The sequence below is a fragment of the Pseudomonas sp. FP1154 genome (genome assembly GCF_030687245.1).
GTDB classification, from domain to species: domain Bacteria; phylum Pseudomonadota; class Gammaproteobacteria; order Pseudomonadales; family Pseudomonadaceae; genus Aquipseudomonas; species Aquipseudomonas rhizophila.
The window spans coordinates 3,344,536-3,365,865 of record NZ_CP117465.1 but is presented as its reverse complement, the minus strand read 5'-3'; the positions used below and the strand labels follow the sequence as shown (position 1 = coordinate 3,365,865).

19 protein-coding genes and 1 pseudogene are annotated in these 21,330 nt (G+C 59.5%); 12 read left to right on the top strand and 8 right to left on the bottom strand.

Annotation, left to right across the window (positions count from 1 at the left end):
- Positions 1–195: 195 nt before the first annotated feature.
- From PSH91_RS15180 to PSH91_RS26765, 7 genes and pseudogenes are all read left to right on the top strand, one after another.
- Positions 196–963 carry a coniferyl-alcohol dehydrogenase gene (locus PSH91_RS15180; protein ID WP_107322803.1) on the top strand — a complete coding sequence of 256 codons (768 nt, stop codon included), beginning with the start codon at positions 196–198 and terminating at the stop codon, positions 961–963.
- Positions 964–1,057: 94 nt separating this feature from the next.
- The gene (locus PSH91_RS15175; RefSeq protein ID WP_305466052.1) at positions 1,058–2,704 is read left to right on the top strand and encodes a DUF1302 domain-containing protein; all 1,647 of its coding nucleotides are present in this window, start codon (positions 1,058–1,060) and stop codon (positions 2,702–2,704) included.
- 18 nt (positions 2,705–2,722) lie between these two features.
- Positions 2,723–4,084 (top strand): DUF1329 domain-containing protein, encoded by a 1,362-nt coding sequence (locus tag PSH91_RS15170; RefSeq protein ID WP_107322802.1) that lies wholly within the window; start codon positions 2,723–2,725, stop codon positions 4,082–4,084.
- An 86-nt stretch (positions 4,085–4,170) separates the two neighbouring features.
- A complete protein-coding gene (locus PSH91_RS15165) occupies positions 4,171–5,250 on the top strand; it encodes a YCF48-related protein (protein WP_076384274.1) in 1,080 nt (359 codons plus the stop codon).
- 120 nt (positions 5,251–5,370) lie between these two features.
- Positions 5,371–7,728, top strand: coding sequence for an RND family transporter (locus tag PSH91_RS15160; RefSeq protein ID WP_240539610.1), 2,358 nt, complete (start codon positions 5,371–5,373; stop codon positions 7,726–7,728).
- A gap of 214 nt (positions 7,729–7,942) precedes the next feature.
- Positions 7,943–8,662, top strand: a pseudogene (locus PSH91_RS26770) (PAS domain-containing protein); the annotation flags it as partial.
- A 141-nt stretch (positions 8,663–8,803) separates the two neighbouring features.
- Positions 8,804–9,298 carry a methyl-accepting chemotaxis protein gene (locus PSH91_RS26765; RefSeq protein ID WP_370695198.1) on the top strand — a complete coding sequence of 165 codons (495 nt, stop codon included), beginning with the start codon at positions 8,804–8,806 and terminating at the stop codon, positions 9,296–9,298.
- A gap of 24 nt (positions 9,299–9,322) precedes the next feature.
- Here PSH91_RS26765 and PSH91_RS15150 read toward each other — a convergent pair whose 3' ends face one another.
- The 5 genes from PSH91_RS15150 to napE are packed head-to-tail and all read right to left on the bottom strand — an operon-like array spanning position 9,323 to position 13,391.
- Positions 9,323–9,919, bottom strand: coding sequence for a cytochrome c3 family protein (locus PSH91_RS15150; RefSeq protein WP_013692861.1), 597 nt, complete (start codon positions 9,917–9,919; stop codon positions 9,323–9,325).
- 9 nt (positions 9,920–9,928) lie between these two features.
- Positions 9,929–10,414, bottom strand: coding sequence for a nitrate reductase cytochrome c-type subunit (locus PSH91_RS15145; RefSeq protein ID WP_305466049.1), 486 nt, complete (start codon positions 10,412–10,414; stop codon positions 9,929–9,931).
- Positions 10,415–10,425: 11 nt separating this feature from the next.
- The gene (napA, locus tag PSH91_RS15140) at positions 10,426–12,930 is read right to left on the bottom strand and encodes a nitrate reductase catalytic subunit NapA (RefSeq protein WP_139049864.1); all 2,505 of its coding nucleotides are present in this window, start codon (positions 12,928–12,930) and stop codon (positions 10,426–10,428) included.
- The gene (locus tag PSH91_RS15135) at positions 12,927–13,187 is read right to left on the bottom strand and encodes a chaperone NapD (RefSeq protein ID WP_160892162.1); all 261 of its coding nucleotides are present in this window, start codon (positions 13,185–13,187) and stop codon (positions 12,927–12,929) included. Before PSH91_RS15135 ends, napA begins: the two co-directional genes overlap by 4 nt.
- Before the next feature lie 36 nt (positions 13,188–13,223).
- Positions 13,224–13,391: a periplasmic nitrate reductase, NapE protein gene (napE, locus tag PSH91_RS15130; RefSeq protein WP_047225634.1), complete on the bottom strand. Its 168-nt coding sequence runs from the start codon at positions 13,389–13,391 to the stop codon at positions 13,224–13,226.
- 255 nt (positions 13,392–13,646) lie between these two features.
- Here napE and PSH91_RS15125 point away from each other — a divergent pair, with 255 nt between their 5' ends.
- Together PSH91_RS15125 and PSH91_RS15120 are read left to right on the top strand one after the other, a co-directional pair.
- On the top strand, positions 13,647–14,969 hold the full coding sequence (locus tag PSH91_RS15125) for an APC family permease (protein ID WP_139050065.1): 1,323 nt from the start codon (positions 13,647–13,649) through the stop codon (positions 14,967–14,969).
- A gap of 136 nt (positions 14,970–15,105) precedes the next feature.
- Positions 15,106–15,885, top strand: coding sequence for an EAL domain-containing protein (locus PSH91_RS15120; protein WP_047225635.1), 780 nt, complete (start codon positions 15,106–15,108; stop codon positions 15,883–15,885).
- Between the two features lie 71 nt (positions 15,886–15,956).
- On the opposite strand, the gene PSH91_RS15115 is transcribed toward PSH91_RS15120, so the two are convergent.
- On the bottom strand, positions 15,957–17,159 hold the full coding sequence (locus PSH91_RS15115) for an MFS transporter (protein WP_107322800.1): 1,203 nt from the start codon (positions 17,157–17,159) through the stop codon (positions 15,957–15,959).
- Between the two features lie 145 nt (positions 17,160–17,304).
- On the opposite strand from PSH91_RS15115, the gene PSH91_RS15110 reads away from it, so the two are divergent.
- Entirely contained in the window at positions 17,305–18,249 is a 945-nt protein-coding gene (locus PSH91_RS15110; protein ID WP_188250889.1) for a LysR family transcriptional regulator, read from the top strand.
- Here PSH91_RS15110 and PSH91_RS15105 read toward each other — a convergent pair.
- A complete protein-coding gene (locus tag PSH91_RS15105) occupies positions 18,246–18,641 on the bottom strand; it encodes a VOC family protein (protein WP_076384292.1) in 396 nt (131 codons plus the stop codon). The genes PSH91_RS15110 and PSH91_RS15105 overlap by 4 nt on opposite strands.
- 67 nt (positions 18,642–18,708) lie before the next feature.
- Positions 18,709–19,701 carry a DMT family transporter gene (locus PSH91_RS15100; protein WP_076384294.1) on the bottom strand — a complete coding sequence of 331 codons (993 nt, stop codon included), beginning with the start codon at positions 19,699–19,701 and terminating at the stop codon, positions 18,709–18,711.
- Between the two features lie 90 nt (positions 19,702–19,791).
- Here PSH91_RS15100 and PSH91_RS15095 point away from each other — a divergent pair, with 90 nt between their 5' ends.
- Together PSH91_RS15095 and PSH91_RS15090 are read left to right on the top strand one after the other, a co-directional pair.
- The gene (locus tag PSH91_RS15095) at positions 19,792–20,700 is read left to right on the top strand and encodes a LysR substrate-binding domain-containing protein (RefSeq protein ID WP_076386626.1); all 909 of its coding nucleotides are present in this window, start codon (positions 19,792–19,794) and stop codon (positions 20,698–20,700) included.
- 149 nt (positions 20,701–20,849) lie between these two features.
- Complete coding sequence (locus PSH91_RS15090; RefSeq protein WP_230682590.1) at positions 20,850–21,329, top strand: DUF488 family protein; 480 nt, start codon at positions 20,850–20,852, stop codon at positions 21,327–21,329.
- Position 21,330: the final 1 nt, after the last annotated feature.

Below are 21,330 nucleotides of genomic sequence, written 5' to 3'. Positions count from 1 at the left end.
ATCCCCCCTCCAGATACCCACATGCCTCTGTTTGCGCTGGATGCCGCGTGCTTGAGCGGTTGCCTTGCGATTACTCAGAGATGGCATATCGCTTGCTACAACTAGTTACCGAGATTAACTAATTCGGCAATAACAATATGGCTTGGCTGTCGCCGCCTTCGAGCAGGCAGTACAAGCAAGAATCGGGAAGCCCGTATGAAGTTGACCAACAAGAGGATAGTCGTGACCGGGGTTTCCTCGGGCATCGGCGCCGAAACCGCGAGGATCCTGCGTGCCCACGGGGCCATCGTCATCGGCATGGATCGCAATGAGCCCAACCTGAGCCTGGACGATTTCATCCAGGCTGATCTCAGCCACCCGGATGTCATCGATGCGGCCGTGCAGCAGTTGCCGCAGGCGCTCGACGGCCTGTGCAACATTGCAGGAGTCCCCGGTACCGCCGATCCGCAAGCGGTTGCCCAAGTCAATTACCTGGGGGTGCGCCATCTCTGTGGGGCAGTGCTACCGCGCATTGTTGCCGGAGGCAGCATCGTCAACGTCGCCTCGATTCTGGGTGCGCAATGGCCGCAGCGCCTGGACCTGCACAAGGCCCTGGCCGATACCCAAAGCTTTGCCCATGGCCAGGCCTGGCTGGCCGAGCATCCGGTGCCTCGGCAGAGCTGCTACCAGTATTTCAAAGAGGCCTTGATCGTCTGGAATTACCAGCAGTCCCAACCCTGGTTCCTGCAGACCTCTGTGCGCATGAACTGCGTGGCGCCGGGCCCGGTGTTCACGCCCATCCTGGGTGATTTCGTCAGCATGCTCGGTCAAGAGCGCGTCGAGGCTGACGCTCATCGTATGAAGCGCCCGGCCTACGCCGATGAAGTGGCGGCTGCCATCGCCTTTCTGTGTGCCGACGAATCGCGCTGGATCAATGGCGTCAATCTGCCGGTCGATGGTGGCCTGGCGTCCACCTACATCTGAACGAGGAGCCCTGGGCGAGTGACCACCGGCCGACTACGAGCGAACGGCCAGTTCAAAAAACATGCTTCCAACAACAAGAACAATGAGGAACACCATGCACAACTCTCGATGCTATCCAGGCTTCAAGCGTTCAGCCCTGGCACTCTCGGTCTGCCTGGCCGGCTGGGCCTCCCAGCCCCAGGCTGCGCAAATAGACTTGGGCGACAGTCAATGGCGCCTGCGCTGGGATAACACCCTCAAATACAGCCAGGCGTGGCGTCTGCAAGGGGCCGACGACAATCTGGTCAACGCGCCGACGGCGGGGGGCCTGTACCCCTCGATCCAGAGTCAGGGCGACAAGAATTTCAGCAGCGGCCTGGTCTCCAACCGCCTGGACCTGTTCAGTGAGATGGACCTGAGCCGGGAAAACTATGGCCTGCGCCTCAGCGGCGCGGCCTGGTACGACGATATCTACAACAAGAACACCGACAGCAGCGAGCAACGGCACTTTCTCGACGATACCCGCGAACTGCACGGGCGCGACGCCGAATTGCTTGATGCCTTCGTGTTTGTGCGGGGTGATGTCGGCGAGTCGAGCCAGGGCACCGTGCGGCTGGGCCGGCATAGCCTGATTTATGGCGAAAGCCTGTTCTACGGGGGCAACGGCATTGCCAATGCCCAGGGGCCGAGCGATATCGTCAAGCTGCTCAGCGTACCCGGCACCCAGTTCAAGGAAATCCTGCGTCCGGTCAATCAGGTGTCCGGGCAGTTGCAGATCAACCCGCAGTTGTCTGTGGGTGCCTACTATCAGTTCGAATGGGAGCGTTCCAACCTGCCGGGGGCGGGCAGCTACCTGAGTGACAACGATGGTATCGGCGAAGGTTCCGGCGACTGGACCCAGGTGTTTGGCAACACCACCGTGCATGCCTCCGATATCGAGGCCAGGAACTCCGGCCAAGGCGGCATGCAACTGCGCTACAAGCCCGAAGGCACCGAACTGGAACTGGGCTTCTACGCTGCCAAGTATCACAACAAGGCGCCGAGCGCGCTCTATGCCTATCTGGACGGTGCAGCGGCCGCGGCCACCGGGCTGCCGATCCTGGGGTCCTATCGCCAGGTTTACGCCGAAGACATCAAAACCCTCGGCGCCAGCTTCTCCACGGCTTATGGCCCGTTCAATTTCGCCGGCGAAACCTCGGTGCGCTGGGACGCACCGCTGGTGAGTAACCTGCAGGTGGTGACACCTGCCATGGCGGCGGACAACAACGGCGATGCGCTCTACGCCAAGGGCAAGACCGCCCACGTCAACCTCTCGACCATCTATCTGCTGTCGCCCGGCCCGCTGTGGGATGGGGGTTCGGTGCTCGCCGAACTGGCCTGGAACCGCACCCTCAGCGTCACCGACAACCGCGCGGCATTGGACGCCAACACCACCCGGGACGCCACGGCGCTGCGCGTGCTGGCCGAACCGGCTTATTTCCAGGTGGCCGATGGTCTCGACCTGAGCGTACCGATGGGTTTTGGCGTGGTCCTCGATGGGCGCTCCTCAGCGGTCAGCAAGGCCGGGTTCGGCAATACCCACGCAGGCGACTGGAGTGTCGGTGTCAAAGCCACTTACCTGCAACGCTGGGACTTCGGCATCAACTACGTGAACTTCTTCGGCAAGAAAGAGGCGGGGCTGCGCGAGGACGGCAACTTCAGCTACGGGCAATCGCTGGCCGACCGTGACTTTGTCTCCATGTACGTGAAAACCACATTCTAATAAGAGGTTTCATTCGTTATGCACAGTAACCTTTCCTTGCGTATTTCGGCCTTGGCCATTGCCTTGCTCAGTGCCGGCCTGGTGCACGCGGCCGTTTCCCCGGAGCAGGCCGCACGCCTGAACTCGGACCTCACCCCCCTTGGCGCCGAGCGCGCCGGCAACAAAGACGGCAGCATTCCGGAATGGACAGGTGGCTACACCACAGCACCGGCCGGCTACAAGAATGGCGATAAACGCGCTGATCCGTTCGCCGCCGACAAGCCGCTGTACTCGGTCAGCGCGTCCAACATGGCGCAGTACGCCGACCAATTGGCCGAAGGCACCAAAGCCCTGTTGCAGAAGTATCCCGCTTACCGTCTGGACGTCTATCCCACCCGGCGCAGTGCCGCAGCGCCTCAGTGGGTGTATGACAACACCCTGAAAAACGCTACCCGCGCGAACCTTGAGGTGGCCACCGAAAAGGTCAGCGGCGCCTATGGCGGGATCCCATTTCCATTGCCGCAAAACGGCGCCGAGGTGCTGTGGAACTACCGCCTGTCCTGGCAGGGGGGAGACACCTTCTATTCGCCTTTTGATACCTGGCTGATGACCGCAGGCGGCAAGAAAATCCAGGCCACCCGCGCGCGCTTCTGGTACCAGCAACCCTACTACTTCAAAGACGGCAGCCTGGAAACCTTCGCGGGCAAGTTTCTGATCGGCAAACTGGCCACGGAACAACCGTCCTCCAAGGCCGGCGAGGGCCTGATGACCCACTGGGACATGGACCCCGGCAAACGTGCCGCCTGGCAGTACCTGGTCGGCCAGCGCCGGGTGCGTCGTGCGCCGAACGTTGCCTACGATACGCCGGACTTCGTCACCTCGGGCGTCGGTTTCTTCGACGAGGCTTTCATGATCTTCGGTCCGACCGACCGCCACGACCTCAAGTTGGTTGGCAAGAAAGAGTTGCTGGTGCCCTACAACAACAACCGCGCGGCAGCAGCGAGCAGCGACGAGTTGCTCAAGCCAGGCTTCCTCAACCCGGATCTGGTGCGGTGGGAGAAGCATCGGGTGTGGGTCGTGAGCGCGACACTCAAGGATGGCAAACGTCATGTGGTGCCCAAGCGCACCTATTACGTGGACGAGGACTCCTGGCAAGTGCTGCTGCTTGACGGCTATGACGCCCAAGGCAAGTTGGGGCGGCATAACTATTCGCTGACGTTGCTGGCGCCTGAAATGCCCGCGCTGACCGCTCAGATGATGTGGGGCAGCTACAACCTGGAGACCGGCGCCTACTTCCTGAACTCCTCGGCCAACGACCTGGATGTGCAGTACCAGAGCTATCCGCGTCCGCCGTCCGCGTTCTTCACCCCTGACGCCATGGCCAGCGACAGTATGCGCTAAGCGATTGTGCAAGGCGCCGGAGCCCAGGCATCGGCGCCTTGTGCGATCAGCGGTTGGATAATTCTTATGCGGCGGTTGGAGCGGACATGATCGGTAATTTTTCACTCATGCGGGCGCTACCGGTGGCCTTGCTGCTGGCTGCGTTATCAGTGTCAGGCTGGGCGACGGCCAGCCCGGGCATAGCACTACTCAACCAGCCGGCCTTGCAAAGTGCCAAGGCACCCCGTGCGGTACTGCTGGCGGTAACCCGGGCGGGCGATCGGCTGGTGGCGGTCGGCGAACGCGGCATCGTGCTGCTCTCTGATGACTCGGGCCAGAGTTGGCGCCAGGCCCGCGTGCCGGTCAGCGTCAGCCTGACGGCGGTGCAGTTCGTGGATGCCGAACGGGGCTGGGCTGTCGGTCATCTGGGCGTGATTCTTCACAGCACCGACGGTGGCGAAACCTGGGTCAAGCAACTCGATGGTGTCGCAGCGGCGCACCTGGCGCTGGTTTCGGCTCAACAAGGCAACGACGCCAAGCGGCTCAAGGATGCCGAGTGGCTGGTCGCCGATGGCCCGGACAAGCCGTTTCTCGACCTGTATTTCAGCGACCGTCGCAACGGCTATGTGGTCGGCGCCTATGGCCTGATTCTGCGTACCGCTGACGGTGGCGACAGTTGGCAGCCGTGGATGCAGCAGGTGGATAACCCCGAGGGCCTCAACCTGTACGGCATTCGCCCGGCGGGCAGTGCGCTGTTCATCGTCGGCGAACGCGGTCTGCTGCTGCGTTCAACTGACAACGGGAGCCGCTTCGAGGCCCTCGATTCACCCTATGACGGCAGTTTTTTCGGTGTGCAGGGCAGTTCGGCCGGGGAGTTGCTGGCCTTCGGTCTGCGCGGCAATGCTTATTGGTCGGGCGACCAGGGTGTCAGTTGGCGGCGGATCGAGACGGGGCTGGAAGTGGCCTTGTCGGCCGGCACTCGCTCGCCTGATGGCGCGTTGATCCTGGCCAGCCAGGCCGGCGATCTGCTGCTCAGCCTCGATCGAGGCCGCAGCTTGCGGCACTTGAAAGGACCGACCGGCACCTCGCTCGCCGGGCTGGTGGCCGCCCCGGACGGCAGCTTGATTGGTGTCGGCCTCAGTGGCGTGACCCGCCTCAAGCATGACCTTTACTCGGCGCAACGTTGAAACACTTGCCAGAGCCCTATGCGGCCGTATTCGGAGTCCGATGTGAACGACCATAATCCCGCCCTCGAACAGCAAGTGGTAATCGCCCGTCTGGAGGATTTCGATCCGCGTTCCGGAAACATGGGCGAGCGGGCGATTTTCAATCATCGCCCCTGGGTGATTCTGCTCTGCCTGCTGACCACCCTGGTGCTGGGTTACCAGGCCAGCAAGATCGGTCTCAATGCCAGTTTCGAAAAAACCATTCCGACGTCGCACCCTTACGTCGCCAATTTCCTTGAGCGACGCAGCGAATTGAGCGGCCTGGGTAACTCAGTGCGCATTGCCGTGGCGGTCAAGGACGGCAACATCTTCGACAAGGATTACCTCGACGTTCTCGCCAGGCTCAACGACGAGATCTATTTGCTGCCGGGTGTCGACAAGCCTTATATGAAGTCGCTCTGGACGCCGACCACGCGCTGGACGGCCGTGACAGAGGAGGGCCTTGATGGCGGCACGGTGATCCCGGACACCTATGACGGTTCCGCCGCCAGTCTGGAGCAGGTGCGCACCAACGTTGCCCGCTCCGGCGAGATCGGCCAACTGGTGGCGGGCAACTTTCAGTCCAGCGTGATATTCGTGCCGCTGCTGGAAATCAATCCTGTGACCGGCAAGGCGCTGGATGCCGGCGAATTTTCCCGGCAGCTGGAAGCTTTGCGCGACAAATACCAGAGCGATCGAATCCAGATCCACATCACTGGGTTCACCAAGATCATCGGCGACCTGATTGCCGGACTGGTCCAGGTCATGCTGTTTTTCGTGGTTGCCGTGCTCGTGACGGTCGTGGTGCTCTACTGGTACACCCGTTGTGCCCGCAGCACCGCGCTGGTGGTGCTCTGCTCCCTGGTGGCGGTGCTCTGGCAGGTCGGGCTGCTCGCCAGCCTTGGTTACGACCTGGATCCCTATTCGGCGTTGGTGCCTTTTCTGGTGTTCGCCATCGGCATGAGCCACGGCGCGCAGAAGATGAACGGCATCATGCAGGACATCGGTCGTGGCACGCACCGGGTGGTCGCCGCGCGTTATACCTTCCGCCGCTTGTTTGCCGCCGGCATGACCGCGTTGCTTTGTGATGCGGTGGGGTTCGCGGTGCTGATGGTGATCAAGATCCGCGTGATCCAGGACCTGGCGATTACCGCCAGCATCGGAGTGGCGGTGCTGATCTTCACCAACCTGATCCTGCTGCCGATTCTGCTCAGCTATATCGGTGTCGGCGCCAAGGCGGCCGAGCGCAGCTTGCGGGCCGAAACCGCTGAGTTGAAAGCAAACGTCAAGCATCCGCTCTGGAGTTTCCTCGACCTGTTCACCCGGCGCTCCTGGGCTTACGGCGCTTGCCTGGTGGGCCTGGCGCTGGCGGTCGGCGGTTTCGCCGTCAGCCTGCACCTGAAAATCGGCGATCTGGACCCAGGCGCTCCGGAGCTGCGTCCAGACTCGCGCTACAACCGCGATGCGGCTTTCATGACGCAGAACTACGCGGCCAGTTCGGACATTTTCGTGGTCATGGTCAAAACCCCGGAAGACCAGTGCACCCGCTATCCGACCCTGGCGGCGGTGGATGCTTTGGCCTGGCAACTGGAGCAATTGCCGGGCGTCGAGTCGACCAACTCCATGGCGGCCCTGAGCAAGATCGCCGCCGCCGGGTATAACGAGGGCAACTTCAAATGGTACGAGTTGATTCCCAATGACGGGGCCCTCGGCGCGGTACAGACCCGTGCGCCGCGTGAGCTGTTCAACCAGGGCTGTTCGCTGCTCTCGCTTTACGTCTACCTGGCCGACCACAAGGCTGACACTCTGGAGCGGGTGGTGCAGACCAGCGAAGCCTTTATCGCCCAGCAGCAACTGCCGGACGTGAAGTTCATGCTCGCTGCGGGGAGCGCCGGCATTGAGGCAGCCACCAACATTGTGGTGAAGAAGGCCATGCGCGAGATGCTGTTCTGGGTCTACGGGGCCGTGATCCTGCTCTGCTGGGTGACCTTCCGTTCCTGGCGTGCGGTGCTCGCCGCGGTGCTGCCGCTGATGCTCACCTCGATCCTCTGCGAGGCGCTGATGGTGGGCCTGGGCATGGGCGTGAAGGTGGCGACCTTGCCGGTGATCGCCCTCGGGGTGGGCATCGGCGTCGATTACGCGCTTTACGTGCTGAGCGTGATCCTGACCCACATGCGCGCCGGCGCCTCGCTGTCCGAGGCCTACTACCGCGCACTACTGTTCACCGGCAAGGTGGTTCTGCTGACCGGCATCACCCTGGCTATCGCCGTGGCGACCTGGGCTTTCTCGCCGATCAAGTTCCAGGCCGACATGGGCATCCTGCTGGCCTTCATGTTCCTGGTGAACATGCTCGGCGCGCTGATCCTGTTGCCTGCACTGGCGTACTTCCTGTTGCCACAAAGGCTGTTCGCAAAAAAGCCTGAGGCCGCCGGCGTGTTGCAGCCGGTCGGGGAGGGCTGACTGACGGTCCGCTGGCAACCGAAGGGCCAGACCAGGCCAATGCGGCTTGCCTGGTCTGGCCATTTCCACGATCCGATGGAGACAGTTCAAAACGGTTTTTCTGCCGTTTATCTGGCGTCAAAACATAATCTTTCACGCCGTATTTAGCCTTCAGCAAACTCGCCGATACCCTCAATAAGGTCCGATCGATTTGTGGGTGCGCCGAGGGTACGTCATGTTTAATTCAACGCTGAAAAGTGAATTGATGGCTAGGACAGCCGAATTGGCAACGTACAAAGGATTGGTGGGTGCTCTGGAGCGGTCGATGGCCGTTGTGGAGTTCAGCCCAGATGGCAAGGTACTGCGCGCCAATGAGAATTTCTTGCATACGATGGGGCATCGGGCAGATCAACTGGCCGGTATGTCTCATCGGGATTTCTGCACGCCCGCGCTGGTCAGCAGCGCCGAGTATCGTCAGTTCTGGGACCGCCTGCGGTCCGGTCAATTCGTGTCGGGCACTTTTCAGCGAGTCAATGGCAAGGGTGGGAATGTCTGGCTGGAGGCCAGCTATAACCCGGTAGTGGACGAACAAGGCCGCGTTGTAAAAGTGGTCAAATATGCACTCGACGTCACCGCGCGGGTAGCAAACGAGGCGCAAACCCAAGGCAAGCTGGCCGCACTCGATCGCGCTATGGCGGTGATCGAATTCGATCTGAACGGCAACATCCTGACCGCTAACGACAACTTCCTCAGTGTCATGAATTACTCGCTGGCGGAACTCAAAGGCAAGCACCACCGGCTGTTCTGCGAGCAGGAGCTGGTGAGCAGCTCCGAATACAGCGATTTCTGGCGTCGCCTCAATAGCGGTGAATTTTTCAGTGGTCAATTCAAACGTCTGGGCAAGCACGGCAAGGTTGTCTGGTTGGAGGCCAGTTACAACCCGGTCTACGATGCCGAAGGCAAGCTGAGCAAAATCATCAAGTTCGCCAGTGACATCAGCGAACGAGTCGAGAAATTCGAAGAGGATTCGCGCGGCGCTTCCCGTGCCTACCACATCTCTGCCGAGACCGAGAAAGTCGCTGAACAGGGCTCGCAAGTGATTCAGCAGACGGCCAAGGAAATGCGCCAGATCGCTGACAATATCGGGGCCTCTGCACGATTGGTCGGCCAGTTGGGCGCGCGTTCTGAAGAGATCACGGCCATCGTCAATACCATTCGCGGCATCGCCGACCAGACCAACCTGCTTGCCCTTAACGCGGCCATCGAAGCGGCGCGGGCCGGCGATCAAGGGAGAGGGTTTGCGGTGGTCGCCGATGAAGTCCGGCAACTGGCCGGGCGCACCAGCCGTTCGACGGCCGAGATTGCCGAGATGATCGGTCTGATTCTGTCTGAAACCCGTGACGCCGTCGCCAGCATGACGGTGACCCAGGAGGGCGCCCTGCGTGGCGTAACCCTGGCCGATCAGGCCGGATCGGTTATTCTGCAGATCAGAACCGGTACCAGTGACGCACTCGAAGCGGTGAGCATGTTTGCCTCCAAACTCGATGAGTCCGAGGTCATCCCGAAAACGGCCATCGGCTGGGTAGGTTGATGCGCATGGGCGGCCCGAACCTCCTCACCAGCCTTTGACGCCGCTCATATCAGGCAACTTGTGAGCGATGCCCTTGTGGCAATCGATGCAGGTTGCCTCGCCATTGGCCAGTGAGGTCGAGTGCATGCTCGAGGCGCGCTTGCTTTGCCGGGTGAAGTCCATGAATTCGAAGTTGTGACAATTGCGGCATTCTCGCGAGTCGTTGGCCTTGAGTCGGGCCCATTCGTGCTCGGCCAGTTCACGTCGCAGGGCGAGGAATTTGTCGCGGGTGTCGATGGTACCGAAAATCTTGCCCCAGACCTCCTTGGAGGCCTGCATCTTGCGCGCGATCTTATGGGTCCACTCGTGTGGCACGTGACAGTCCGGACAACTGGCGCGTACGCCGGAGCGGTTGGTGTAGTGGATCGTGTCCTTGAGCTCGACAAACACGTTGTCACGCATTTCATGGCAGGACACGCAGAACGTCTCGGTATTGGTCGCCTCCAGGGCAGTGTTGAAGCCGCCCCAGAAAACGATACCGGCGATAAAGCCCCCAAGCGTCAGGAAACCCAGGCTGTAATACAGGCTCGGACGACGCAGGACGCCCCAGTAGTCCTTGAGCAAGGCGAACAGTGCTTTCATGTTGCCTCCTCAAGGTTTCTTCGTGGCGTTGGCGTTGTCTTGCAGCAGTTTGTCGATTGTCTCGAAATTGTTTCCCACCAAAGGCTTCACGTCCGCCTGCGGTACATGGCACTGGTTGCAGAAGTACCGACGTGGTGAGACGGCCGCCAGCGCTTGGCCATCGCGGTCCATGTAGTGGGTGATGCTGATCATCGTTGCCTGGGTCCGTGCGCTGTTGGCACGGCTGTGACAGGACAGGCACTTGTTGCCGTTCGCGTCGACCTGATAGCCGCGGATGGTGTGGGGAATGGTCGGCGGCTGATCCGGGTAATTACGCTCGCGTTTGAGGTCTTTGTTTTCTTCATCGGTAATGGGCGGGGTGGGCATGTTCTGGGACAGAGTGCCGCCGGGGCGACGCCCATCCGGAGCTGGCGCGTCGAGCGGGTAGTCGATTTCAGCTGCGATCACCACGCCAATCGCGGCAAGCAGAAACAAGGGCAGCATTCGAAAAAGCATCAGGGTTCTCCTCAGGCCACGCTGACCAACTCGATGCGTATCGCGCACTTTTTGTAGTCGGTTTGCTTGGAGATCGGGTCGGTGGCATCGAGCGTGACCTTGTTGATCAGCTTGTTGGCGTCGAAAAACGGCACAAATACCAATCCTTGAGGCGGCTTGTTGCGCCCGCGGGTTTCGATGCGCGCACGGATCTCACCGCGTCGGCTGATCAGCTTCACTTCACTGCCGCGCCGTGCTTTCAAGGCCTTGGCATCCTCGGGATGCATGTACACCAGCGCATCCGGCACGGCTTTGTAGAGTTCTTCGACTCGCTGGGTCATGCTGCCCGTGTGCCAGTGTTCAAGAACGCGCCCGGTGCTCAGCCAGAACGGGTAGTCCGCATCCGGTGCCTCGGCCGGCGGTTCGTAGGGGAGGGCGAAAATGATCGCCTTCTTGTCCGGATAGCCATAGAACTGCACCTCGCTGCCTTTCTCCACATAGGGGTCCAGCCCCTCGCGATAACGCCAGCGGGTTTCCTTGCCATCCACCACCGGCCAGCGCAGGCCCCGTTCACTGTGGTAACGGTCAAATGCGGCAAGGTCATGTCCATGGCCGCGACCGAATTGGGCGTACTCCTCGAACAGCCCCTTCTGCGGGTAAAACCCAAAGGCCTTGGCTTCATCGTTTTTGTAGCCGGCTTCCAACTGCTCGACGGGGAACTGGTCCACCTGGCCATTTTTGAACAGCACCTCGAAGAGGGTCTTGCCCTTGAGCTCAGGTGCCTTGGCGAGCAATTCGGCGGGCCAGGTTTCATCGGTGGTGAAGCGCTTGGAAAATTCCATCAACTGCCACAGGTCCGACCGGGCGTCTCCCGGTGCCGTCACCAACTGATGCCAGAATTGCGTGCGTCGTTCAGCGTTACCGAAGGCGCCTTCCTTCTCCACCCACATGGCGCTGGGCAGAATCAGGTCGGCGGCCTGGGCGGAAACGGTGGGGTAGACGTCGGAGACAATCATGAAATTGTCCGGGTTGCGCCAACCCGGCAGGACTTCCTGCATGATGTTCGGTCCGGCCTGCATGTTGTTGCTGGCCTGGGTCCAGCACACGTTGAGCACACCGTCCTTGAGCATGCGGCTCTGTTCCACCGCGTGGAAGCCGGGCTTTTCCTGGATGGTGCCGGCGGGCAGCTTCCAGATTTTCTCGGCGGTGGCGCGATGCTTGGGATTGGTGACCACCAGGTCGGCCGGTAGTCGGTGGGAAAAAGTCCCCACTTCACGTGCCGTGCCACAGGCCGACGGTTGACCGGTCAACGAGAACGGGCTATTGCCCGGCTCACTGATCTTGCCGGTAAGCAGGTGGATGTTGTAGATCAGGTTGTTGGCCCAGACGCCACGCGTGTGCTGGTTGAACCCCATGGTCCAGAACGACACGACCTTACGCTTGGGGTCGGCATACAACTGCGCCAGGCTTTTCAGTCGCTCAGGTGCAACCCCCGTCTCCCTGGCGGTTCGCTCCAGCGTGTAAGGCTTGACGAAGGCGGCGTACGCCTCGAAGTCAATATCCGTCCAGGTGTTGGCCTTGCCGGCATTCTTCGCGCTGGTTTCCCGTGGGTCGTCAGGACGCAGGCCGTAGCCGATGTCGTCGGCACCCCGGGCAAAGCGAGTGTGCTTGCTGATGAAATCCTGGTTCACCGCGCCGCTTTCAATGATGTGGTTGGCGATGTAGTTAAGAATCAGCAGGTCGGTTTGCGGCTTGAACACCATGGGGATGTCGGCCAACTCGAAACTGCGATGTTCGAAGGTGGACAGCACCGCCACTTTCACATGGGGCTGGCTCAGGCGGCGATCGGTGACCCGGCTCCAGAGCACCGGGTGCATCTCGGCCATGTTCGAGCCCCAGAGCACGAAGGCATCGGTGGCTTCGATGTCGTCATAACAACCCATGGGTTCATCGGCGCCAAAGGTGCGCATGAAACCCATCACCGCCGAGGCCATGCAATGGCGGGCGTTGGGGTCGATGTTGTTGGTGCGAAAGCCGGCCTTCATCAGTTTGTTGGCGGCGTAGCCTTCCCAGACCGTCCACTGTCCGGAGCCGAACATACCGACCGATTCCGGCCCCTTGCTTTTCAGGGCCTGCTTGAACTTCAGCTCCATGATGTCGAAGGCTTGCTCCCAACTGACCGGCTGGAATTCGCCCTGCTTGTCGTATTGACCGTTCTTCATGCGCAACAGCGGCTGGGTCAGGCGATCGACGCCATACATGATCTTTGAAAGAAAATAGCCTTTCACGCAGTTGAGCCCACGATTGACTTCGGCCTTCACGTCGCCATGGGTGGCGACCACCCGGTTATCCCGGGTCGCGACCATCACGCTGCACCCGGTGCCACAGAACCGGCAAGGCGCCTTGTTCCAGTCCAGGGTGACCATGTCCGCTTCGGTCACCAGGTTGCTGGCAGAGGTTACGATCGGCAGGCCCGCAGCGGCGGCTGCAATGGCGGCGGCCTGGGTCTTGACGAATGCACGGCGGGTCATGCTCATTCGATGTCTCCTTCGGGCTCGAGGAGTTCGTGATAGATCAACGCCGCGTTGAGTACGCCGGGCAGGTTGTTGATCTGGTCGATGCATTGCAGGATCTGGTCTTCATGCACGGCTTCAAGCACTACCACCAGTTTTCCGGCGGCACTTTCCTGATGCAGCTCCAGGCCATCGAGCAGGCGCAGGTTGGCCTTGACCGCGTCGAACATCTCCGGTCGGGCAAGTACGACAAGACTGGCGATATGCAGGGTTTCGTCCATGAACGGGCTCCAATAGCCTCAAGAAAAAGCCACCGGTCAGTGGGGTGGGCCAGGAGGGCCATACAGCATCTGGAAAAACCAGACGAGGAAACCGTAGCCGCCGACGATGGCGACCGACAGCAGCGGAAAGAGGAACACGACAAGGAAGAGGAACAGCCGGGTTTCCTTGCGGCGTTCAGGTTTGCGTTCTTCAGCCAACGACATTGGGGCTTCTCCAGCCGAACCTGCGTTGATACTAGATCACGATTGCTGGACTGGCCTGTGTGCCCGATTTTGCTTTCGACCAACGGTCCTACCAAGGGCCAGTAAATGACTCTGACGATTGACCCGGACGGCGCGATGATGGGGAACATTTCTGAACTTTCACTGGGCAAATACTTCCACTACTCAGAGAGTCATACCACTGCCTGGCGCAACGCGAGGTACCTAACACGTGCATGTTTGAAGCAGAGCCAGAATATGAAAGTAACGCCCCCTAAATCCCGGACCTCCTTGCGCCGGGCGGTGACAGGACCGATGCTGTTTCTTTTCATTCTTGGCGATGTACTCGGCGCCGGTGTTTATGCGCTCGCCGGCACGATCGCGGGGGAGGTGGGCGGCGCGATCTGGGTGCCGTTGCTGGTCGCATTATTCTTCGCAATGCTGACGGCCGGTTCGTATGCGGAGCTGGTCACCAAATACCCCCATGCGGGAGCGGCGTCGGTGTATGCCGAGAAGGCATTCAAGTCACCGCTTATTTCGTTTTTGGTCGGGTTCTGCATGCTGGCTGCGGCTGTCACAAGCGCTGCCGGTCTTTCGCTGGCTTTCGCGGGTGATTATCTGGGCGCATTTGTTCAGGTCTCACCGCACGTCGCGGCCCTGGTGTTTCTGGTGGTCATAGCGCTCTTGAATGCCAGGGGAATAAAAGAATCTCTGGGGGCGAATCTAGTGATGACGCTCATAGAGCTGTCAGGCCTGATTCTGGTCGTTGTGGCCGCCGCCTGGTTTTTCCGTTCCGGTGATGCTCACCTGGAAGCCGCGTTGCAATTCAAGCCGGGGGTCAGTCCGATGCTGGCGGTGTTGGGGGCGGCATTGCTGGCCTTCTATTCGTTTGTCGGCTTTGAAACATCCGCCAATCTGGCTGAGGAAATACGTGATGTTCGAAAGGTCTATCCGCGCGCCTTATTTGCGGCATTGTTGACCGCCGGGGTCGTCTACATGGCCGTTGGTGTCGCAGCCTCTTCAGTGCTGCCGATGGAGCAACTGGTAGCAACGTCGGCTCCGTTGCTGGAAGTCGTCCGGGCATCGGGATTGAACATTCCACCTCGCGTGTTTGCCTTTATCGCGCTCATTGCCGTGGCCAACGGAGCGTTGCTGACTCTGATCATGGCCAGTCGACTCGCCTATGGAATGGCGTGTCTGGGGCTGTTGCCGGAGGCCTTGGCGCAGGTACTGCCCAACAGACGTACGCCTTGGGTCGCTATCATCGCCACGACCCTTGTATCTATTGCGTTGACACTGACCGGCACCCTTGCTGCATTGGCCCAGACAGTTGTTCTGCTGTTGCTTTTCGTATTCCTCAGCACAAATCTGGCGGTATTGGTGTTAAGGCGTGACACGGTTGAGGAAGCGCATTTTCGGGTGCCTACCTGGGTGCCCGTTCTGGCTATCGTTTCGTGTTTGATATTGCTCAGTCAGCAAAGCCTGGAAACCTGGCTTCGCGGTGCAGCCTTGATGGTTGTCGGAATATTGCTTTACGCCTGCACGCGTATCGCGATGCCCGTGGCGATAAAGCCTGGCTAGCGGGCTGGAGGAGTCCCGTCGGTAATCATGGACTCAAACGTCCTCCAGAAAGCTCGGACTGTGCCGATTCAAACGGTGTCGACTACAGTTCCTTGCATGTGCAGGGGATGCCCCGTTAAGCAACGGAATATTGATCATGACCCAAGACTCCTCCGATCCAGCCTTCAAATCCCTCGGTTGCGCCGAATGCCGCAACCATGAGGCGCTGGGGTTCGACTTCACAATGGCCTTTCAACCCATCTTCAATGTACGAACGCGCACCGCGTTCGCTTATGAGGCGTTGGTGCGGGGCGTCAATGGCGAATCGGCAGGCTACATTCTTGGACTGGTCAATGACGGTAACCGCTACCGGTTCGACCAGGCGTGTCGCGTGAAGGCGATCGAGGAAGCCGCCCGGCTGGGCATTCTGGACATTGCCGATTGCCTGCTCAGCATCAATTTCCTGCCCAATGCCGTGTACAGGCCCGAGACCTGTATCCGGGCAACCCTGGAAGCCGCACGTAATACAAACTTCCCGCCAAACCGGCTCATGTTCGAAGTAACGGAAGGCGAGAAGGTCGTAGATCCTGAGCACCTCAAGTCGATTTTCGTGGAGTACGAGCGCCAGGGTTTCACCACCGCCATTGACGATTTCGGCTCCGGTTACTCAGGGCTCAATCTGCTGGCCATGTTTCAGCCGCAAGTGCTGAAGATTGATATGGCGTTGACCCGCACGATTGATCAAGACACCGTCAAGCAAGCGATTGTCGAGGGTATCGTCCTGGTCGCCAAACGCCTGGGCATTACCGTCATAGCCGAGGGCATTGAGACGCGAGGGGAAAGCGCCGCGCTTCTGGAGCTGGGTATCGATCTGATGCAGGGATACCTGTTCGCAAGACCTGAGGTCGGTCGCCTCCCGCCTGGCAGTTTTGACTGAGGCGTACGGGCCGTTCAAGGCGTTTTCCAAAGACAGCTTTTTTGTTCGCTGGGTGAGATGGCAGAGGCTTTTCACGATTTTTGTCGGCCGTGGTTGAGCCAGCGGGAAGCGCCCAATATATAAAAGGCTCCTCCCGCGATAATAAAGAGCGCGAGCATGTAGAAAATGCTGTGGGACGGTTGCGTGGCCAGGACCACGCCGCAGAGCAACGGCCCGGCTGCGGCCCCCAGGTTGCCGAGGTTCTGCGCGGCGTAGTACATGCCGCGCAGATGGTTGGGCGCGATGTTGTCGATGAACATGTATTCCGCGGGGAATACGATTATTTCCCCGACAGTGAATATAGCCATGGACATCACCCAGAACATCACCGAGTTGGACAGGGCGAAACCGGCCAGGCCCATGAGGAACATTCCCAGCCCGGCCAGCAGCCAAAGATTCAGATGCCGATGGGATATTTTCTTGCCGATGGAATATTGCAAGCTGATCACCATCAGCGCATTGGTCGTGACGATAGCGCTGATGATTCGGTAGGTGTTCTCCGGCGTGGTGGTCACCACCAGATACTGCGAGAGATAGGCGGTGAACTGGCCGAAGACCACGGCGCTGAGCAGGCCGCCAAGGGTGAAACATACCAGCCGGTAGTCGTGAAGCAGAACCTTGCCCACCGCCAGGAAAGGCACAGGCGCCTGGCCTGCGTCGACGGGGGCGGAATGTCTGTCGCCCCAAACGAAGTAAATGAGAAAGAAGCCGGCACCGAGCCCGGCAGACAATAGAAAGGGCAAGCTGATCCCTAGCTTGGCAATTCCCGCCCCGAGAAACGGTCCGACGGCATAGCCGATGTTGGTCAGCGTATATTTGATCGAGAACACTTCGCTGCGTTCGGCGGCGGGGAGCAAGCTGCCAAATCCCGCCTTGACCGCAATATCGATGACGGCATATGCCAGATTGATCAGCACCAGGCAGATGAAAAAAAGCCAGAGTTCGCGCGTCACGACTGCCCCAAGGAACCCCAGGCTGAACAACCCACTGAACCCCAGAATGAGTCGGTAGCTGGAGAGCCTGTCCACGAGGAAACCGCCATAGAGGCTCAATAGCGATCCAATGATCAGTGTGCTGCCGATGACCACTCCGATATCCGCCACACCCATGGCGAAGTTTTCGGACAGATAGATAACCAGATAGGGCAGCGTGATCGCTCGGCCCAACGTCAGTATCGAAGATGCGCAAAGCAGCAGGTTGACGGTCGTGGGGTAGTTTCTAAGGGTAGCGAGCATCCTTGCCTCTTTGTTCAATCGATCATTGCCAGGGGCGCAGCGTGGCGCAATACGCTCGCGGCAAGTTTACTGAGGAATCCAGTTCTGATTTATGATGGATTTTCCATTGCAGGTTGAACTCAATTCATCAATAACAGGACGCCTAATGTTTTCCTCCGAGCGATTGAAGGGGATCGATGTCTTTGTCTGCGTCGCCGAATCCGGCAGCTTCAAGGTCGCCGCAGAGCGGATGAGCCTCACGGGCTCGGCCATCAGCAAAAGCGTCGCCCGTCTGGAGAGCCGCCTTGGGGCTCGATTGTTCGATCGCACCACCCGGCGGGTATCGCTGACGGACGCTGGGACGGCGTTCTATCGCACCTGCACGGGGGTGCTTGCAGACCTTGAAGAGGCCGAGCTGTCTCTGCGTGCTGAAGACGCCGAGCCACAGGGCAGGGTCCGGCTTGACCTTCCGGCAGCCTTTGGTCGTTCGCAAGTGATGCCCATCATCTTGCGGTGTATCCAGGACTATCCGCGTCTGGTGCCGCACATCTCGTTCACGGATCGTTTCATCGACCCTCTCCAGGAAGGCGTGGATATCGTCGTCACCATTGGCGGCTCACAGGTTTGGCCAGACGCGCTGGGGCATCGTTACCTGGGTCGTGAGTGGCATGTCTTCTGTGCTTCACCCATGTACTTGGCCAAGCATGGCATCCCCATGACCGATCGCGATCTGGAACATCACCAGTGCATCGCCTATGGCTGGCCGGACGGCAAGCTCAGTCCGTGGAATTTTGCCGGTGAGCGTCCCGGCGAGACGGTAAGAAAGCAGGTGTCGCCAGCGTTGGTCGTGGGGGACGGTGAAGGGCTGGTTGCTGCGGTATCGGCCGGGTGCGGGATTGCACAGTTACCTTCATGGTTGATCCAGCGGCAGCTTGAGGAGGGCACGTTGATTGAGGTGCTTGCCCATCTGGCAACCGACGGAATGGTGATCAACCTTGCCTGGCAGAAAAGCCGTGAGAAGCTTCCCAAGGTCAGTGCCTTGCTGGAAGCACTTGCGGCCAATTTGTGTCAGCCGGTAGAAGGCAATCCTCGCAAAGCCGTGGACGTCTAACCCAGCGGATCATGGCAGCAGACACACAGCTTGTTGCCGTCGAGGTCTCGAAAATAGGCGCCGTAATAGTCGGGGTGGTAATGGGGCCTCAATCCAGGCGCTCCCTCACACGTTCCTCCCAGGGCCAGCGCCATTGCGTGGCTGCGTGCGACAAGCTCCCGGCTGGGTGCCAGCAGCGCCACCATCTGACCGTTACCGGGCGCGCTTGGGTTGCCGTCAAATGGTTTTCCAATCACGAAGATCGGCCGAGGCGAGCCCTCGCAAACCCAACCGGCCCAGCCTTTAGTGGCGTCGCAGAACTTCAACGTAAGGCCCAGCCCGGCCATTATCTTTGAATGGAAAGCGAACGCGCGGTCGAAATCGCCTATGCCTAGGAAAACGTGAGAGATCATGCTGGCTATCCTTGCGGTCAGGGAATCGAATGAGTCTGGCGCGAAACGATGATCAGTGAAAGATGCATCACCGGGTGCGCCTGGCGATGTTCTCCTCCTGTCGGGCGCGGTCGGTCGATTCGCTGGATGTCAGGATGATACGAACGGCCACAACCACGCCGACAAGAACACCGGCTAGCCCTGAGGTTTCCCAAAGAGTGGGCAGTCGCTGATGAAACATCAGGCCCAGTATCGTCGCGAAGAGTGACTCCAGGGATATCAGTTGCCCGCTAAGCACCATGGGCAGGCGACGGGACGCGGCATTCCACGCCCAGGCCCCGACGACCGATGACATCAGCGCGATAAAGAGCCCCCAGGCATACAACGGCCCAGCCACGGAAACACTGAAGCCCAGACTTGGCAGTTTCAGAAGATCAAGCACCAGTACGGCGGGTAAGGCGATCAAGGTGCCCAGCCCGGCGCCTGCCATCATCAAGCCGGTCCAGGCCCCTGATGCGTTGACGGCAAGTTTTTCCAGGCCCCTTTGATTCAACGCGGCGAATACGAGCCAGAGGATCACTGCGCTGATTGAAAAGAACAGCCCCTTGCGCCAGGCACTGTCGCCAGTTGGGAGGTGATTGAGACTGCCGACGTTCAACAGCAACAGCCCGCCTGTCATCAACGCCAGTGGTATCACGAGCTTGCGCCATTCGAGGGTTCTGCTCGTGGCGTTGCCGAGCACGGCCTGCAGAAGCGGCACCATGCCAATAAGTGCAGGGGTCAGTACCGGCCCTCCGTAAATCACTCCGGCGGCAATGCAAGTGCTATAGCCGAGGTACCCGATAATTCCCAGGCTTGCGCCAAGAAGCTGCTGTTCGCGGCTCAGGCGTCGAAGTCGAGCTCGATAGAACACCATGACGCCCATACCCAGCGTCCCGGCGATCAGAAACCGAACGATCATCAAGTCGTAGATCGAATAGGCACCGGTGACGTAGGGCGCTACGAAATTCAAGGCCCAACTCAGAGTGGCGACGACGGCGAGGGCCACGCCTGCGGTGGTGTTTGAGTCATTCCTGAGCATCGGTCTATCCATGAGATATCAGCTCATGTTGCGTAGCGTCAGGGCTATGCTACAAACGAGTTCTCGGCCACGGATGCATTACCGGTGATTATGAATACGCTTGGAAAGTCTTTACCGCCGCTCGCCAGTTTATTGCCTTTTGAAGCGGCGGCGCGGCTGGAGAGTTTTTCGAAGGCCGCCGAGGAGCTGCACATTACCCAAGCGGCGATCAGTCGGCAGATACGGGGACTTGAAGAGAATCTTGGGCTAAAGCTCTTCAGTCGGCGCAACCGCGCAGTGTTTCTCACCCAAGAAGGACGCGAGCTAGGGCGTGTGGTGAGCAGCGCCTTGCGCAGTATCAGCGATGTCGCCGAGACCCTTCGCCAGGCGCCTGGCAAGAACCGTGTCGTTCTGCTGTGCCAATTGTGCGAGGCGTTCTACTGGCTGATGCCGCGCCTTTCGTCATTCCACCAGCAATACCCGGAGATCGAAATCCAGGTGGCCACTTCAACCCGGCCGCTGACTGAATTCAATGAGCATTTTGACGTGGCCTTGCAAAGCACCGGGCGCCCCAGTGGTGCGCATGTTCTGGTCTTTACCGCTAGCGATGAGGTGTTTCCGGTGTGCAGTCCGCAATACCTCAATGTCCAAGCGCCCATGCAGGTCAGTGAGCTTGCTCGCCACACGCTTTTGCACTATCGCACTACGCCGCCTCACTGGATGCAGTGGGAGGGTTGGCTAAAAGCGTTTGGACAGATACCGGCTGTTGATCTTCAAGGCACTGTATTTGACAGCTACCCCTTGATGCTTCAGGCGGCGGTGGAGGGGCACGGAATTGCACTGGGATGGCGCCGCACCGCCGCAAGGCTGATTGAGCGTGGGGCTTTGGTGAGGCCTTGCGCGCAAAGTGTTCCCTTGCCTGAAGCGATATCGGTTTTCAGAAATTCGCACGCAGCAGATCGCGCTGAAGTGAGCGCACTGATCGAGTGGCTTGAGGGGGAGTTGGCAAGTGAGGGCTGACGGCTGTCACCCTGGCGGATTTGCGTGAATCCACTAGAACCTGGCTTGCTTGCACAGGTCATCTGAAAGAAATCAGGTGTGGATTAGTATTTATGCAAAGTGTCTGTGTTTACACAGTGGGTCATTCGACCCGAACCCTCGAACAGTTCGTGGAGATCGTCAGCGGTTTTGGTGTCGATACCATTGTCGATATCAGGACCGTCCCGCGATCACGGACAAATCCTCAATACAATCTGGATACGCTTGCACACCGACTGGCCGAATTCGATATCGGGCATCAACAGATTCCGGAGCTTGGCGGATTACGAAAAAAATCAAAGACCGTTGCCGATGAGGTCAACGCATTCTGGGTCAATCGAAGTTTCCATAACTACGCGGACTACGCCCTTTCGCAAGAATTTGAGGTCGGTCTGAATCGCCTCCTCGCGCTCAGCAAGACTCACCACTGCGCCATCATGTGTGCGGAGGCTGTTTGGTGGCGTTGCCATCGCAGGATCGTCGCCGACTATCTGTTGCTTCGCGGTGTAGAAGTCATCCATATCATGGACAAAGATAAAGCCAATACAGCGGTGTTGAGTCCGGCTGCGAAGGTTCACGGGCTGAAATTGACTTATCCCGCTGGAGAGTGAA

Excerpts from the sequence above, each read along its gene's own strand:
- PSH91_RS15180 (WP_107322803.1), top strand. The coding sequence starts at position 196 with ATGAAGTTGACCAACAAGAGGATAGTCGTGACCGGGGTTTCCTCGGGC.
- PSH91_RS15175 (WP_305466052.1), top strand. The coding sequence starts at position 1,058 with ATGCACAACTCTCGATGCTATCCAGGCTTCAAGCGTTCAGCCCTGGCA.
- PSH91_RS15170 (WP_107322802.1), top strand. The coding sequence starts at position 2,723 with ATGCACAGTAACCTTTCCTTGCGTATTTCGGCCTTGGCCATTGCCTTG.
- PSH91_RS15165 (WP_076384274.1), top strand. The coding sequence starts at position 4,171 with ATGATCGGTAATTTTTCACTCATGCGGGCGCTACCGGTGGCCTTGCTG.
- PSH91_RS15160 (WP_240539610.1), top strand. The coding sequence starts at position 5,371 with ATGGGCGAGCGGGCGATTTTCAATCATCGCCCCTGGGTGATTCTGCTC.
- PSH91_RS15150 (WP_013692861.1), bottom strand. The coding sequence starts at position 9,919 with ATGAAAGCACTGTTCGCCTTGCTCAAGGACTACTGGGGCGTCCTGCGT.
- PSH91_RS15145 (WP_305466049.1), bottom strand. The coding sequence starts at position 10,414 with ATGCTTTTTCGAATGCTGCCCTTGTTTCTGCTTGCCGCGATTGGCGTG.
- napA (WP_139049864.1), bottom strand. The coding sequence starts at position 12,930 with ATGAGCATGACCCGCCGTGCATTCGTCAAGACCCAGGCCGCCGCCATT.
- PSH91_RS15135 (WP_160892162.1), bottom strand. The coding sequence starts at position 13,187 with ATGGACGAAACCCTGCATATCGCCAGTCTTGTCGTACTTGCCCGACCG.
- napE (WP_047225634.1), bottom strand. The coding sequence starts at position 13,391 with ATGTCGTTGGCTGAAGAACGCAAACCTGAACGCCGCAAGGAAACCCGG.
- PSH91_RS15125 (WP_139050065.1), top strand. The coding sequence starts at position 13,647 with ATGAAAGTAACGCCCCCTAAATCCCGGACCTCCTTGCGCCGGGCGGTG.
- PSH91_RS15120 (WP_047225635.1), top strand. The coding sequence starts at position 15,106 with ATGACCCAAGACTCCTCCGATCCAGCCTTCAAATCCCTCGGTTGCGCC.
- PSH91_RS15115 (WP_107322800.1), bottom strand. The coding sequence starts at position 17,159 with ATGCTCGCTACCCTTAGAAACTACCCCACGACCGTCAACCTGCTGCTT.
- PSH91_RS15110 (WP_188250889.1), top strand. The coding sequence starts at position 17,305 with ATGTTTTCCTCCGAGCGATTGAAGGGGATCGATGTCTTTGTCTGCGTC.
- PSH91_RS15105 (WP_076384292.1), bottom strand. The coding sequence starts at position 18,641 with ATGATCTCTCACGTTTTCCTAGGCATAGGCGATTTCGACCGCGCGTTC.
- PSH91_RS15100 (WP_076384294.1), bottom strand. The coding sequence starts at position 19,701 with ATGCTCAGGAATGACTCAAACACCACCGCAGGCGTGGCCCTCGCCGTC.
- PSH91_RS15095 (WP_076386626.1), top strand. The coding sequence starts at position 19,792 with ATGAATACGCTTGGAAAGTCTTTACCGCCGCTCGCCAGTTTATTGCCT.